The sequence below is a fragment of the Arcanobacterium urinimassiliense genome, from assembly GCF_900119495.1.
GTDB classification, from domain to species: Bacteria; Actinomycetota; Actinomycetes; order Actinomycetales; family Actinomycetaceae; genus Arcanobacterium_A; species Arcanobacterium_A urinimassiliense.
This window is the reverse complement of sequence record NZ_LT632435.1, coordinates 431,327-446,644: the sequence shown is the minus strand read 5'-3', so window position 1 is coordinate 446,644 and position 15,318 is coordinate 431,327. Positions and strand designations below refer to the sequence as shown.

Annotated in this window: 11 protein-coding genes and 1 pseudogene; 8 read left to right on the top strand and 4 right to left on the bottom strand. The window is 54.1% G+C overall.

Features of this window, described 5'->3' with window-relative positions; all coding sequences use genetic code 11:
• Positions 1–267: 267 nt before the first annotated feature.
• Positions 268–2,514 carry an NADP-dependent isocitrate dehydrogenase gene (locus tag BQ7117_RS02035; protein ID WP_237563034.1) on the top strand — a complete coding sequence of 749 codons (2,247 nt, stop codon included), beginning with the start codon at positions 268–270 and terminating at the stop codon, positions 2,512–2,514.
• On the opposite strand, the gene BQ7117_RS02030 is transcribed toward BQ7117_RS02035, so the two are convergent.
• Complete coding sequence (locus BQ7117_RS02030) at positions 2,511–3,074, bottom strand: O-acetyl-ADP-ribose deacetylase (RefSeq protein ID WP_073995966.1); 564 nt, start codon at positions 3,072–3,074, stop codon at positions 2,511–2,513. The two genes, BQ7117_RS02035 and BQ7117_RS02030, sit on opposite strands and share 4 nt — an antisense overlap.
• 184 nt (positions 3,075–3,258) lie before the next feature.
• Between BQ7117_RS02030 and BQ7117_RS02025 the strand changes: the two genes are divergently transcribed.
• From BQ7117_RS02025 to BQ7117_RS07930, 4 genes and pseudogenes are all read left to right on the top strand, one after another.
• Positions 3,259–4,191: a mechanosensitive ion channel family protein gene (locus BQ7117_RS02025; protein ID WP_073995965.1), complete on the top strand. Its 933-nt coding sequence runs from the start codon at positions 3,259–3,261 to the stop codon at positions 4,189–4,191.
• A gap of 102 nt (positions 4,192–4,293) precedes the next feature.
• On the top strand, positions 4,294–5,340 hold the full coding sequence (locus BQ7117_RS02020) for a patatin-like phospholipase family protein (RefSeq protein ID WP_073995964.1): 1,047 nt from the start codon (positions 4,294–4,296) through the stop codon (positions 5,338–5,340).
• Between the two features lie 296 nt (positions 5,341–5,636).
• A pseudogene (trpB, locus tag BQ7117_RS02015) lies at positions 5,637–6,854 on the top strand (tryptophan synthase subunit beta); the annotation flags it as partial.
• A 331-nt stretch (positions 6,855–7,185) separates the two neighbouring features.
• Positions 7,186–7,656 (top strand): type IIL restriction-modification enzyme MmeI, encoded by a 471-nt coding sequence (locus BQ7117_RS07930; protein WP_441294282.1) that lies wholly within the window; start codon positions 7,186–7,188, stop codon positions 7,654–7,656.
• Between the two features lie 70 nt (positions 7,657–7,726).
• Here BQ7117_RS07930 and erm read toward each other — a convergent pair whose 3' ends face one another.
• Positions 7,727–8,581 carry a 23S ribosomal RNA methyltransferase Erm gene (gene erm, locus BQ7117_RS02005; protein ID WP_016456425.1) on the bottom strand — a complete coding sequence of 285 codons (855 nt, stop codon included), beginning with the start codon at positions 8,579–8,581 and terminating at the stop codon, positions 7,727–7,729.
• Positions 8,582–10,420: 1,839 nt separating this feature from the next.
• Here erm and BQ7117_RS01995 point away from each other — a divergent pair.
• The 3 genes from BQ7117_RS01995 to BQ7117_RS01985 all read left to right on the top strand — a co-directional run bounded on the left by BQ7117_RS01995 (position 10,421) and on the right by BQ7117_RS01985 (position 14,068).
• Positions 10,421–10,729: a helix-turn-helix domain-containing protein gene (locus tag BQ7117_RS01995; RefSeq protein ID WP_024058948.1), complete on the top strand. Its 309-nt coding sequence runs from the start codon at positions 10,421–10,423 to the stop codon at positions 10,727–10,729.
• A gap of 171 nt (positions 10,730–10,900) precedes the next feature.
• Positions 10,901–11,200, top strand: coding sequence for a hypothetical protein (locus BQ7117_RS01990; RefSeq protein WP_024058949.1), 300 nt, complete (start codon positions 10,901–10,903; stop codon positions 11,198–11,200).
• A 1,521-nt stretch (positions 11,201–12,721) separates the two neighbouring features.
• Positions 12,722–14,068: an ATP synthase F0 subunit B gene (locus BQ7117_RS01985; protein WP_040693938.1), complete on the top strand. Its 1,347-nt coding sequence runs from the start codon at positions 12,722–12,724 to the stop codon at positions 14,066–14,068.
• A 569-nt stretch (positions 14,069–14,637) separates the two neighbouring features.
• Here the strand turns inward: BQ7117_RS01985 and BQ7117_RS01980 are convergent.
• On the bottom strand, positions 14,638–15,063 hold the full coding sequence (locus BQ7117_RS01980; RefSeq protein ID WP_048733861.1) for a single-stranded DNA-binding protein: 426 nt from the start codon (positions 15,061–15,063) through the stop codon (positions 14,638–14,640).
• An 89-nt stretch (positions 15,064–15,152) separates the two neighbouring features.
• Complete coding sequence (locus tag BQ7117_RS07735) at positions 15,153–15,296, bottom strand: hypothetical protein (protein WP_016456431.1); 144 nt, start codon at positions 15,294–15,296, stop codon at positions 15,153–15,155.
• Positions 15,297–15,318: the final 22 nt, after the last annotated feature.

Here is a 15,318-nt window from a genome sequence, read left to right as displayed (position 1 = left end):
TCCTCAATGCTGCCTTCACCGCATTCTAAGCACGTATTAAGGAACGAATACAAGTGAGTTTTAGTTTCTCGGGCGTTACTAGATACACTTCACAAAAGCCTTTTGAAATGCCTCACATTCTAAAAATTTATTTTTACATTTCTTTATTTTTGTAAGCAAAAAAAGCGCCGTTATTTTTCGTCATTTTCCTTTCGCCGGAAAATGCCACCGCGCCGAAAAACTCTTAGACTTAAGAGTGAAGTCGATTTAGGAAATGCCGCACCCCGTATGCGAAGTGCAAAGAAAGATAAAGAAAGATTAGGTATGGATTACATAGATTACACTTTGACGGATGAAGCTCCTATGCTGGCCACCGCCTCCTTACTGCCAATAATTAAATCTTTCTTAAAAACGGCGGATATCGAAATTCGCCCGCGCGATATTTCTTTGGCAGGGCGGATTTTAGCTGCTTTTAGCGATTACTTGCCGCCTGCAACCCAGCGCCCAGATGCCCTAACAGCTCTGCAGAAGCTAACGAGTTCTCCGCAGGCCAATATCATTAAACTTCCCAATATCTCTGCTTCACTTCCGCAACTCCTAGCGGCGGTGAAAGAATTGCAAAACTGCGGTTACGAATTGCCGGACTACCCGGAGAATCCACAAAATAGTGCAGAAAAGGAAATTCGCCGGCGCTACGATGCAGTAAAAGGTTCCGCTGTAAATCCAGTGCTGCGCGAAGGTAATTCCGATCGGCGCGCTCCGCAGGCGGTGAAGAATTTTGCTCGGCAACATCCCCACCGAATGGGAGAATGGAAAAATTCTTCGCGCACCCGCGTAGCTACTATGACCAGCGGCGATTTTCGAGCAAATGAAAAATCGGTGACACTCACTTCTCCGCACTCTCTGGATATTGTATTTATCGCTGCAGACGGGAAAGAAGAGCTACTACGCGGCGGCATAGAAACCGGCGTAGGAGATATTTTTGACGCTTCGGCTATGCAAGCTGCCGCGCTTGACGATTTTCTCCGCGCACAGATAGCAGCTGCAAAAGAGGAAAATTTACTTTTCTCACTGCATCTAAAAGCCACCATGATGAAGGTATCGGATCCACTCATCTTTGGCCATGCCGTAAAGGCTTTCTTCCCCCGCACCTTTGCCGCCTACGGGCAGGCACTCGCGAATGCCGGATTAGACGCCGAAAAAGGCTTAGGAGCTATTTTTGCCGGGCTAGCGGAGCTGGCGAATGGAGAAGAGATTAAGCAATCTTTTGCTGCCGAAGTAGCAGCTGGGCCGGAATTAGCAATGGTAGATTCTACGGCCGGAATTACCAATCTGCACGTACCCTCAGATGTAATTATTGACGCTTCGATGCCCGCGATGATCCGTAATTCTGGGCAAATGTGGAATTCACGCGGAGAAAGCGCCGATACCCTCGCCGTAATTCCCGATTCTTCCTACGCGGGGGTGTACCAAACGGTAATTGACGATTGTAAAGCGCAGGGAGCTTTTGATCCGGCAAAATTAGGGAGCGTGCCCAACGTTGGTTTAATGGCGCAGAAGGCAGAAGAATACGGCTCTCACGATAAGACGTTCTTAATTAAGGAGAACGGCCGCGTAGTAGTGCGAGCCGGTAATTCCACGTTATTAGAAATACCGGTGACAGCTGGAGATATTTACCGGAGCTGCCTCACCAAAGCGGCTCCTATCCAAAACTGGGTACAGCTGGCTTTGAAGCGGGCGCGTCTCTCGGCGACGCCGGCAATTTTCTGGCTCGATCCGCAGCGAGCGCACGATAGAGAGCTTCGCCAACAAGTGGAAAAGATATTAGCAGAAAGTAATCTTTCTAATCTCGATATTCAGATTTTAGATCCGGTGGCAGCCACCAAAGCGACTTTAGAGCGAATTCGGCGCGGAGAAGATACCATCTCCGTCACCGGTAATGTACTGCGCGATTACCTCACCGATCTTTTCCCGATTATGGAACTGGGCACTTCGGCAAAGATGCTCTCCATAGTGCCACTTATGGCCGGGGGTGGGCTTTTCGAAACGGGAGCGGGCGGATCGGCTCCAAAACACGTCCAGCAGCTACTAGAAGTAAATTATTTACGCTGGGATTCCTTGGGGGAATTTCTCGCCTTAGCGGAATCGCTGCGCGGAGTGGAAGAATTTTCTAGAAATAAGCGGGCGGGTCTGCTGGCTGCAGCACTGGATACTGCGATAGCGGAGTTGCTCAATACCGGAAAATCTCCGGCACGCCGGCTCGGAGATATCGATAATCGTGGTTCTCACGCTTGGCTTGCTATCTATTGGGCCGCAGCTTTAGCTGCCCAAAAAGACGATACGGAATTAGCCCAGATTTTCACGCCACTCGCGCGCGCCTTGGCAGAAAATGCGGCGCAAATTTCCGACGAGATGCTGGCGGTACAAGGAAAGCCAGCTGATATTGGTGGCTATTATTTCCCCGATCCGGAAAAAGTACAGACGGTGATGCGCCCCTCCACTACTCTGAATAAAATCCTAGATAGTTATCTCTAGTACTCACCTCTAGTCTTCGTTGCCAATCCGAGCTGAGCGGCAACCTCCTGAAATACCGCCGCAGCGGAAGTTCCGAAAGGCACGAAAATTATCGTCATTTGTTTCGCGCTTTCGGAAGAGGCAGCAGCTAAGAATTGGGCGGCGCTCTGCAAACCAATTCGAGCTGAATCCGCTAAAGGCCAGCCGTATACCCCTGCCGAAATAGCAGGAAAAGCCACTTGGCGTGCACCTAATTCTGCTGCTACAAGCAAAGAATTTCGATAAGCGGCAGCCAGTATTGAACTGCGGTCTTCTTTCTGCGAATATACTGGCCCTACGGTATGTATTACCCACTTGGCAGGCAAGGCGCCGGCAGTAGTAGCTACTGCTTGGCCGCGCGGTAAACCAGCTGGAAGAGAAGTTTCACGCAAGTGACGGCAAGCTTGGAGAATTGCTTTCCCACCGGCTCGATGAATTGCTCCGTCTACCCCACCACCGCCTAAGAGAGAAGAGTTGGCGGCATTTACGATTGCATCTGCCGAGATCTGCGTGATATCTCCAGGTCTAATAAGAATTCCCATATGCCTAGTCTAGGCTTTTAGCACGCCCGCGCGCGCCTGCGCGTGCACCTCTATAACCCGCGTGCACCTCTATAAATAGCAAATTAAGCAGCTCCCCTCCCGATTATCTCCTGTAATCCCTACCCACCAGCCGCTCAATTAGGTAGCAACTACCGGCGAAGAGTTATTTTGTTAGACTGAGAGGGTGTGGGAAGATTTTATTAAATATCTTGGAGAAGCAATAGACACTTCCGGAAATCCGGCTGGAAAAATTCTCTACACCGCGCTGCTGCTGGGGGTAGTGTTTCTTATCAGGCACTTTGCCTATAGAGCCGCTGGTTTAGTATTCACAAATGAAAAAATACGCCGACGCGTGAGCCGGATTGCCGTGCTTGTTATTACTATCGGCGCAGCTGTAGGCATCATTTTATTATGGTTTAACGCCCTGAATTCACTTTTCATAATTGCCGTCATCTTAGCGGTAATTCTGCTTTTTTCCATGCGAGAACTGATTGTAAATGTGTTTTCTTTTTTCTATATCCGCATCGTGAAACCTTTTACCGCCGGCGACCGCATTGAAATTGCCGGTGTATATGGCGACGTCGAAGAAATAGGCCTCTTTAAAATAACCCTTATCGAAGTGCGTGGCTGGCTACATACTGCCACGCCGACCGGTCGGCTGATTCACATCCCCAATCGCAGTATTTTTAATGGAAGCTACGCCAATGAAAGCAATGCTTTTCCGTATGTGTGGAGAGATTTAGAAGTTCCTATCACTCACCAATCTAATTTGGAAAAAGCTTTCGCTATCTTGCAGGCTGCCGGAAAAAGAGAACTCGATTTACTAGTGGCAAAAGATCACGCTCAGAAAGAGCGCCTCGAGAGCCAAGCTGAATTCTTCAATAGCAATCTGCTCCCGCAGGTGACGATGCAAGTAGATGGGAACGGCGTCTGCTTAACCTTGCGTTATCTCACCCGCAATACCGAGATGGCGGCGAGTGAAACCCGCCTTTGGCAGTATATCTATCATCGTTTTGCAGGTGCGGCCGATATCGATTATTCACCAGCAGCACTGGCGGTACAATTTCCGCAAGAGCATCCTCACTCCCAAGAGCAGCCCAATTTTCCGGCAGAATAACTCCCCCACCCCAGCTGCAACCTAAATTAAGTAAAGTACTTGGCGGAAGCTCTCCAAGCGAGTAGCCTGATTTAAGAGATAGCCACTAGGTTAGGGGAGAAAATGCGGGTAGCACTGGTTTTAGGCTCCGGAGGAGCGCGCGGCTGGACACATATCGGCGTAATCGAGGAAATTGAGCGGCGCGGGCATGAAATTGTGAGTGTAGCTGGCGCATCTATGGGCTCCTTAGTAGGAGGAATTTATGCGGCCGGAAAACTGCCAGAACTGCATGAATGGGCTGCGTCTTTAACGAAATCAGATGTGCGCGGGCTCCTCGATATCACCATCGGCAATCCAGGATTGATTAAAGGCACCAAAGTATTGGAAGCCCTAGAAGAAATTACCGGCCCGGTAAATATTGAAGATTTACAGGTACCTTATACCGCGGTAGCCGTAGATTTGCTCACGCATCGCGAAGTGTGGTTCCAAGACGGCCCGCTCTATTTAGCTATTCGTTCTTCTATTTCTATCCCGACTGTATTTACTCCGGTGCGAATAGGAAATTATCTACTCACTGACGGCGGAGTTTTGAATCCGGTACCGGTAGAGCCCACTTTAGCGGTCACTTCTGACGCCACTATTGCTGTAGATTTATTTGGCCCAGCGAAAGTGCCGCCGGCGGAAGCGCTGAAGAAGAGTTTAGAAAAAGAAGATTCGCTGCTTTCGCGAGCTATCGACGCTGCGCAGGGAAGCATCGAGAGCCTGCAAAAGACTGCTTTCGGCCTGTTCTTTAACGATGCAGAAGGCGAAGAAGAAAAGCCGATCACTATGGAAGATGTGCTCCCGCAGCTTCGGCGCAGCACCGCAGAAGAATCTACTCCCGTCCCCGATGAGGTAAAAGCGCCTTCTATTTCCGAAATTCAAGATAGTAAAGACGCTGCGGAGAAGATGCGCTTGCCCGACAGTCTCGGCATGATGCAAGTGGCAGATATGGCATTGAAATCTATGCAAGAAATCATTGGACGTTATCGGGCAGCGGCTAATCCGGTGACGGCGACCGTGGTATTTCCCCGTGATTTAGTGGGCGATCTCGATTATCATCGAGCAGCAGAGCTGATTGAGCTAGGGCGCACGGAAGCCGTAAAAGTATTAGATGCGGCCGGACTCTAGGGCTCCAGTTACTTGTATCACATAAAATTTCCGATTTGCATATTGCGGCGGATAGCAACTACGGTATGAGTATGTTGAAAATGCGCATGAATTGGTGGTGGCTCGCTTAACGGCGGGTCGCTTTAAGAGCGCATATCTGGCTCGCCGAAGCTGAAAGCTCCTGGCGGGTCTTTTTTATATCCGAAAATCCTGCCTCGGCGGCCAGCTCAGAACGCGGCGCAGCTCTCTACCAAGCAAGAAAGGCAGTCATGGAAACCTCCGCTAAAGAAAACTCCACCCAGCACAGAAAAACTCTTTTACCGGCTTACTTTGGAGAATATGGCGGGCAGTATGTGCCCGAAATTTTATTACCCGCGCTAGACGAATTAGAGCGCGCTTACGTAGATGCATTGGAAAGCCCAGATTTTTTGGCGGAGCTACGCCGGCTCCAAGAAAATTATTTAGGCCGCCCCACCCCTATCACGGAATGCCGCAATTTACCTCTCAGCAGTGCCGCTCGCCAAAAAGTACGCATTTTCCTCAAACGGGAAGATCTGTGCCACGGCGGAGCCCATAAAGGAAATCAGGTACTTGCGCAGGCGCTTATTGCTCGCCGCCTCGGGAAGACGCGATTGATTGCCGAAACCGGCGCTGGGCAGCATGGCACCGCCACCGCTATGGTCGCTGCTCTTTTCAATATGAAATGCACTATTTATATGGGAGATACCGATATCGCCCGGCAGCAACCGAATGTGCTGCGCATGAAAATGATGGGTGCCGAAGTAGTGCCGGTGAAGAGTGCACACGGTGGCTCAATGGCGGATGCAATCAACGTGGCTCTTAAAGATTGGTGTGAAAATCTGGCTAGCACCCACTATGTGCTGGGTTCTGCCTGTGGCCCGCACCCGTTCCCCACTTTAGTAAAAGAATTCCAAGCCGTGATTTCGCGTGAATCGCGCCAGCAGATGCAATCACATACCGGAAGATTACCCGATATGGTGGTGGCTTGTGTAGGAGGCGGCTCGAATGCGATCGGCGCTTTTGCCGACTATCTCACCGACAAACCCGGGAATGAGAAAGTGCAGCTCGTAGGGGTAGAGCCGGCCGGAGCCGGATTGGATACTCCGAAAAATGGTGCGCCACTGAACTGCGGAAAAGTGGGATATTTGCACGGATCGCGCTCCTACGTGCTGCGCGGCAATACCCCGGAGGAAGTGGGAGAATCTTATTCCGTATCCGCCGGTTTAGACTATCCGGGAGTGGGCCCCGAGCACGCTTATTTAATGGATAGCGGCCGCGCAAAATATGTGGGAATTAGCGATAGTGAAGCCTTGCAGGCTTTCCGGATTCTGACCCGCAAAGAAGGGATTTTACCGGCTTTGGAGAGTTCTCACGCCCTAGCTTATGCTCTGCAAGTGGCAGAAGAAGCGGGGGCAAAAGGCGAGGAACTGAACATCTTGGTAAACCTCTCTGGGCGTGGCGATAAGGATCTAGATTACGTGCAGCGAATTCTCGGCGATAAACTCTTTACCGATCCGTGCGCAGACCCAGTGCTTGCAAGCGATGTACCAGCTACTTTAATAGAGAAAGCTGCTCGCGCTTAAAGCAATACGCCGCTCTAGACGTTAAAGCGGAATTCGACGGAGTGTCGTCGATAAATAACTATTCGATGCGCAAAGTACAACGAAATACCGCTAGAAACAGACAACATATGGGGGTGCACAGAAACACATATAGGTTCTGCGGAAAACCTATAGGGTGCGTCGCTAAAAACCGCTGTGCGCGAAAAACATAAAGGGTTTACGGACCCGGTCCCAGACCCCTCAATACTCTGAGCCGGAAGAATGGAAAGTGGAAGGTTGATGTATCCCCACTATTTATTTTTTCCGTTTTTCGGAGTACATCGGGAGCTACAACTGCGGACCAGCTCTGTGTGAACTAGATGAGAAGGCGCAGCAGCGAATCATCGACGCTGGACAGTTGGTGCTGCGGGCACGCGAGCGGCACCCCCAGCGGTCACTCGCGGAGCACTACAACCCGTTATCGATGGACCCAATTCTGCTCAAGGCCCACAACAACTTGGACCGGGAAGTCGATAAGGCTTTCGATGTGGCACGCAAACTCACCAACGAGCGCCAGCGCCAGGAGCTAATGTTCGCCAGCTACGGGGAGTTGGCGAGGGGCTATGTCTCCTCGCTTTCATCAAAATCGAAACCACCAGCAGGGTCGTTCCCCGTGCGGGTGATTTTGATCGGTCCCGCTGCTGGGTGTAGAACCCTGTCGCTGGCAACGCCGGGAACTATGACTGTGCCCGACGAGAACACGTCACTGCCATAACGCGGCTCACGGTAGACGAACATGGGTCGTTCACTACTACTGGTGGATTTCGGTTTTGGTGGTGGGGGGATTACCGCCGCCGGCCTCGATTTTTCCGTTGAGGAGGGCGTTGACTACTTCCCGATTGTGAAATGGGCCGATGGCGCGGTGAAGAGGAACCAGTCACCTGGAAGAGATCGATCCAGTCGCTGGTGTGCAATCTGGGAGGTAGGGTTGCGGGGTCGATTCCTCGCGAGCGCAACCATGATTGTGTCTCTGAACGTGATGAAAACAACCCTGCCCTTCGGAGAATTTCCCCTATCCCGCGTCCCCGGGCGGTGAAAACGGTGTGCACCATCGCCTGAAAGGCTTTGCGTTGCTCTATCGGGATCTTCGGGTCACCCACCCGGCGGATCACTAAGATCCCCCCGTCAACGTTTGGCTGTGGCCGGAAAGCAGACCTTGGTACTCGGGAACCAAGGTGAAACGTGAACCATGGGGACCACTGAGCTGTCATCATCGTGCTTGCACCTACCCCGGCCCGGCGGCGAGCGACTTCCCACTGCATGAGGAGTACAGCGGCAGTCCATGCCGGCGCATGCAACAACTTTCGAAGAATGGCAGTGGTGAGGTGAAAGGGAATGTTTCCCACAATGACGCAGGGAGTGGCGGGTAACGGGAAGTTGAGGAAATCATCATGGACCACTTCGACCGACGCCGAGGCGGTCTTTTTTGTGAGTTTGGCAGCTAGTTTTGCGTCTACCTCAACTGCCGTTATTGCCCTCCCCAAGTGGGATATCGGGTGAGTGAGGGCACCGCTTCCTGGCCCGATCTCAATGATGGGGCCGGAGGTTTGTTTTACAAGATCGACGATGGAGTTGATGATCTTGTGGTCTGTGAGAAAATTTTGGCCATGTTCGTGACGGCCGTATCCGTATGTAGACATTAGGTGTGCTCCGTGGAGTTGAAACGGAGCCGGGCATGGCAAATGGCCGCCCGGCTAAAGGACCGGAGCGGTTTCTAACCTGCGGGAGGGAGAAAACCGCCTTAGCGGCTGGTGAGCGGCCGCATGAAAACGGAACCTGAAATCAACATGGGCCTATCGTATCCAATTAATTTCGCAGGGTCCAATACGGTGAGAAAGAAGACAACCGCACCGCAACAGTGCAAGACCTCTCTGGATTGGAATTTAATTGAACATGGGTTTGGGGTACGACGCGCCCTACTCGGAGTGGCACGGACACTACGGCTGCGCGCCCACACACAACAGTAAAGAGCTCGGCAATGCACAGACACGTAACGAGAGCGCCACAAATGTATGTACGTTTAAGTTACAGCATCGACACTGACGCTCCACATGGAGGGACGGCCGCAGCCCTGCAGCAAGCACACGGCAGGGTGTCTGCTTCGGGCGACGTGAAATTACGCAGAAAAATACGAAACACATCACCGCAGGTCACGGTAGGTATTTGCGGGTCATTTCGTAATCTCGTAAACGAAAAGAACAAAACTACGAAACACAAAAACATACGTTGAGCAGCGTAAATGGTTTTCGTTTCGTAATTTTTCCACTTTTTGAAGAAAATCTAAATAAGAAGAGACACCTTGATTGCGATTGTGTCCCGTGTCACATAGCTGCAACCCCTGCAGCGTGCCCTCAACGAGGACGCTCTGTGTCGTAGACATGTGCCTGCAATGCGTGTCTGTGTCTCTCTCTTAAAAGGTTTGGGTCGAAATACCGCAAAATTACGAAACATCCCCGAAATGTGACGTGTCTATGCAGGTCACAGCGTTATCGCGTGTTTCGTAGTTTTGTTCTTTTCGTTTGTGGAAATCACGAAACCGCAGGTAGAGCGTTTCGTAATTTTTTCGTATTTTGATCGGCAAATTACGAAACGAGGTCAAAACTACGAAACGAGCGCGCTACAGACGTGTCACAGGTCATAAAAAGGCGCGCCCCTTGCGTGTCACCGTGACGCAGCATCCCGGCCGTGTCACATAGCTACAACCCCTGCAGCGTGCCCTCAATGAGGACGGTCTATGTCGTAGACATGTGCCCGTAATGTGTGTCTGTGTCTCTCCCTTAAAAGGTTTGGGTCGAAATGCCGCAAAATTACGAAACATCCCCGAAATGTGACGTGTCTGTGCAGGTCACAGCGTTATCGCGTGTTTCGTAATTTGGTTTTCCGATTTTCGTAGTTCTACGAAACCGCAGGTAGAGCGTTTCGTAATTTTTTCGTATTTTGATCGGCAAATTACGAAACGAGGTCAAAACTACGAAACGAGCACACTATAGACGTGTCACAGGTCACAAAAAGGCGCGCCCCTTGCGTGTCACCATGCCGCCACACAACAGCTGCCCCACCACAACACCCCAGCCGTGCCACGTGGCGTGTAGAAACGTGCTCGGTTCGATTCGTAAAGATTAGGTCGCAGGCTATTGTGCGCGACGCATAAGTTCCGTACGATGGCCCCCAGACCGTATGTGGCGTTTTAATTCGTTTTTGGTTTAGCCAGCCGCATACGGGGGATAACCCCGAGGATAATTCATAAAGAGACAGCCTCTCGACCGTGATAGGCGCGGTTCCTCCGACGAGATAGACCGGTCGGCAACGGCATTGCCAACCACAAAAGCGGTCAGGTAGGGAGTAAGCGCTCCCGTAAAGCGATGGGACGGCAGACCACCGTTCTAGCGAGTTGAGCACGGCACTCCAAGCCGCCTGAATAGCAAGCCGGTAAAGCACCCCGCTCCGGGACAGATCAATCTGCCCAGGAGCGTTTTTCTATGTCCGAAAAGGACACGACTACCGCCGTCGCGCCACGCTTTTACACGCTGCAGGAACTCGCCGATCTTGGCGTCGGCTCCGAGTCCACGTTGCGAAAAGCTATTAAAGAGGGCCGTCTTTCATTCCACCGTTTCGGCACCGCCTATCGGATTCGCCAAGACGATCTCGACGCCTACCTCGCGGCCGCACGCCGCCCTGCCCCGCAGCTATTCGACGGCTTCGTCGATGCCGTCGTGAATGCAGCGCCCCAACTGACAGATGAGCAGCGCCAGCAGCTCGTCACGGTGCTGGGCGGTGTGAAGCACTAATGCGGACAAACCCGCCTACGACGAGATCCCGCCGCTTAGCTCAGCTAGTCAGGCTGGGTCTTGAACTGAGTGCGAGGGCTGATGGGTGATGGCCGTGCTACTACACACGCGCGCTCCACCGTCGTGCCCCGAGTCCAAATAAACAGTTCATTCAACCAAGGAGAACAAACCATGTCTTTCAGAGACGATTACGCAGCAGCGCTGCGCGATGAGCAGCAAGCAAAAGATACCGTGAACGAGGCGCGCCGTGCACACAAAGCGACAAAGGAGCGCCTTGCGCAGTTGCGCAAGTATGCCGAAGAGTTCGAGGTGAATCTCGACGGTGACAAGTCCGCCAGCACCGAAGGGGACGGTGACAAGTCCGCCAGCACCGAAGGGGACAGCGATACACCTGAGAACGGTGACGGCGACACGCCTGAGAGCACCGAGGGCAGTAAGCCGAAGCGGCATCTAGAAGTTGTACCCGACTAACCCTTTAGCCGTACACGCAATCACCTCATGTGTGTACGGCCACGCGGCGTGACGACGTACAGCCGTCACGTTTGATGTCGCCACACACCCCGCTCGCAAGGGCGGGGTTTTCGCGTGTGTGCGGGTGGCTGCGGCACCGCTACACGTGACACTGTCACGATGCTTGCGCCGGTATCGGCGACGGGGCATATACACGTCTGCCCCGTCGCCTGGATCATCCGCCACATGGCTGGCGGTATGTCGCGCTGCTGTTATGCGCGGTTCTGGCCGGCATAGTCTTGTGTGGACTTGAAATATGCCGAAGACGGGGCCGTGGGTGCAGCAAAGACAGCAGCGTGGACAGAGCAGATTTCAGCAGCTGTGCTGCTGAAGATGCAACCGCGACGGCAGATGGTATGCGGCGCATGCCGCATAATGGACGCGTCGTGAGATACGCCAATATCCATCTCGGCAGGCTTGCCGTGATGGAGCGTTTCGTGATGACCCAAACACGACACATCGATGCTGGCATATCCGAATGTATATCAACGGGATATATCGGATTGCCGGCAGTGTCGTGATGCAGAGCATGGGTCATCACACAAGGTGCAGCGCCAGCTGCACTATTGGGCACCTTGACCGGAGCGCAGCGGAGGGAAAGGTAGACCCAGCCAGACCGAGCGAGCGAGGTCTGAGTCTGGGGCTATAAGGGGCGGCGCGCCAGCGCCGGGCACCGGGTTATGCGAGCGCCAGCGAGTAGTAATACCCGGTGCAGTGCCTCGGCTATGCCGAGCGCCGGAGCGCAGCGGAGGCGTCGCACCCCCTTATGCCCTTTTCCCCCTTCTACCCCTATAACGACAAACATATAGGGGTTTTGACACAGAAGGGGGCTGCGACCTGCGTGTTTCGGGTTGTTATGCGGTCTTCGACCCTTACCCGAAACGGCCCGTTGATGCGCGAAGCGCACATGGTGCCTACGCAAAACCTGCAGGTCGCCACGCTGTGCGCACCACATACGGCGTCAGTCGTTGTATGTCGGTCTTAAAGTAAGGGCCGATGACGGGTGGAAACGCCGCTTGCGGCGTCTTCCCGCGTCATCGAGACACCTGCAGCGAGCCTGCGAGCGCAAGGTGTCTAACCGCACGGCAAGACCGACATCGTCTAAGTGGTGCGCACAGCTACACCCTGCATGCTGGCACCGCCGTCAGGCGGTCATTGCAGGGTGGTGAAAATCCCGCAGCGAGCCATCCGCCGCTAGGCGGTGCTGATGCTGCTGCGGGTGATAACAACACGGGTCGAATAACACACTCCATATCGGCCCGTGCCACAAGCACACTATCGGTGCAGACGTATCACGCTCGCGGCGGCCATATGCGCGACAGCGCATGTGACCTACGCCGCCAGCGACGTGTGTTTCGCGAGCGCGTCGCGCTGCAGCAGATCCAGCGGCAGCGGTTGATGCACATGTGTAGCGCCGCGACTCGATTGGTTCATCTTTGTGGCAGCGGCTGTACGGCCCTGTGGCGGCCGTAGACGCCTCGGATGGACGGAGTGCGCGTGCAGAAGAACAGTTTCAAGACGTCGCTGTTCGTCGTGTATCTGCCGAAGTCGATGTGCAAGGAGATCCCCGACTACTACACCAGTGAGGTGGACGGGCGCGAAGTGAAACGTCCGCGCTATGTCGCCCGCGACTACGAGGAAGCAAAGCAGTACCTCGAAGAGTCAATGCGCTGGCTTGCAGAAAACTTCATCCCCGGCGGTATCGACGCAGTCGCTGGCGGTGATATGAACTTTGACGAATCAACGCCACACATCCAGTTCCAGGCGGATACGTTCTCACCGAAGCCCGAAGATCCCGACAAGCTCCGTTGCCGCCCCGGCATCGCGTACAACACTGACACCTCAGTGCGGTACACATCCGGCCCGAAGAAGGGCAAGCAGATCTCGGGTAACCAGAAGTTCATCGACGCGCAACGGGGCCTGCGCGAACACATGCACTCGCTCGGCTATCCGGTGGAACTAGAAGTCTCCGAACGTCATGACGAGTCACTCAACCTCGACCGCTACACCGAGCAACAAGACCGGGAGCGCGATCTCGCCAAGCGCGAGGATGATGTGGAAGTCAAGAAGCGATCCGTGCAGCGCGACATGGACGCAATTGATCGTGACCGCGAGCAGGCTGCTAAGGAACTTGAACAGGCGCAAGAAGCCCGCGAAGCAGCCCAGCGCGTACAGGAGAATGCTGAAGCACAGGCTCGCGAGGTTGCCGAGCGTGTGCTCAAGGAAGCACGCGAGAAGGCCGAGCAAGAAGCCGAAGAGATCCGCAGCGAAGCACGCAAGGATGCTGAGCAGGAGTTGGGCCTGGCCGAAGCGCAAGCAGACGAGCTGCTCGAACGAGCCGAAGAGACTGCGCGGGCCAAGGCGGGCGATATTACAGCCGCAGCTCGCAGCGAAGCAGAGACGATCACTCGCAAGACCGACGAGGCCCGTAAGCAGGCTGAGCGCGACGCCGAGACGATCCGCAGCAAAGCACGAGATGAGGCCACGAGCATCCGCGACGAGGCCACACGCGACGCTGCAGTAACGCGCAAGGATGCCCGCGATGAGGCTGATCAGATCCGCCGCAACGCGCACACGGACGCCGAAGATGAAGCCGCCATCATCATCGAAGAAGCGGTGAAGTCAGGACAACAGTTGGAGCACTTGGATAAGAAGTTCCTGGTGCAAGAACTGCATCGCAGCCCAGAGTTGCTTGAGCGTTACACGCTGTTCAGGCAGTCGCAGACCTCAGGCAAGAAGGGCGGGGCGCAGCAGCGTGCACGCGAGCGCATCGAGAAGCGCCGCCAGCAGCAACAGCAGCGTGATCGTGATGGCGGTATGGAGTTGTAGCACTGCTCTCCCCTGCCCTGTACGGCCTTCTGCGGGCCTAACAGGGGGCCGTCGGCGTCGTAGGTCATTGGCGGCGGGTAAACGGCTGATATTCAGCGAAAATCGAAGAAATCTCGGCTAGGCGGGGCCGGTGTCACTACGTTGCGCAGTGAATTGGCCTGTTGAGTGGCGGAGATAGTGCGCAGCACGTCGGTGTGTACGACGGGGCATGTGCTGCGCAGAAGAGATGTCCGTAGAAGGGCCGACAGAATGTCGTTGTCATTCTGTTGCGTAGTAAAGGTGTCAATAGGATGACAAACCACTTCACTGCCCAATTCACATGTCATTAAAGTGACAGGGCATTTGATTGCGCAGTAAACGTGTCGATGAAATGGGTGCCCAATACACAGTGCAACCTACGTGTTAATGAAATGTCACAGACACTACATAGTGCAGTGAGTTGCGCAGCAGAAACGCCAGTAAAAGCACCGCACCACTGCACCGTAAAACTGCACAAGTGATTCGCAGCAAATTGGCGTGTGAAATGGTTGAAAAAATAACCCCGCAGGTTTCCCTGCGGGGTTTCGTAGTTAGAACGGTACTTCTTCGCCCTCAGCGCCAGCCAGGGCGGCGGTCGCCGCCTCGCCTCCGCGACGGACAGCGCGAGCAGCGGACTCCTTCTTGGAATCGATCAGCTGCACCGTGTCGATGCGCGCCACCAGCGGGTACTGCTTCACACCGTCCTTGTCGGTGTAGACGTCGGTCTTGAGCGAGTAGCTCACCGCAACGCGATCGCCGGAGCCGATGCAGCCGAACACACCGGGGTTCGCGGCGTCCTGGACGTAGCCGGTCAGCTCCACGATCTCGCTTTCCACCTTGCCGGTGGACTTGTTCTTGAAGGTGTTGCGCGCATAGACGCTGAGCTTCACCGTCGCGCCGCCGTTTGCGTGCTCGAACAGCTTGGGTGCGCGAGCTGCGTTGCCGACGATGGTGCCGTTGTTGAAGGGGTTGGACATGATGGTTCTCCTTACGTGAGTGGGTGTGATTTGCCGTGCAATTTGGGTACTTAAGCAGCGGCTTTGCCGCTGCGGGGGTTGAGCTGTCGTTACAGCACTGCCCAGGGCAGCGGTGTGCCTGCCGCCTCTAGGTCGCGCAGTTCTTGTGCTGCGCCCGGATCGGCGTCCTCGCCGTCGATGCCGTCGGCGAGCTGGTAGAGCAGTTCCAGGTCGGTGTGGGTGATGTCGCGCATCAGGTGCCTCCTTGTTCGGATG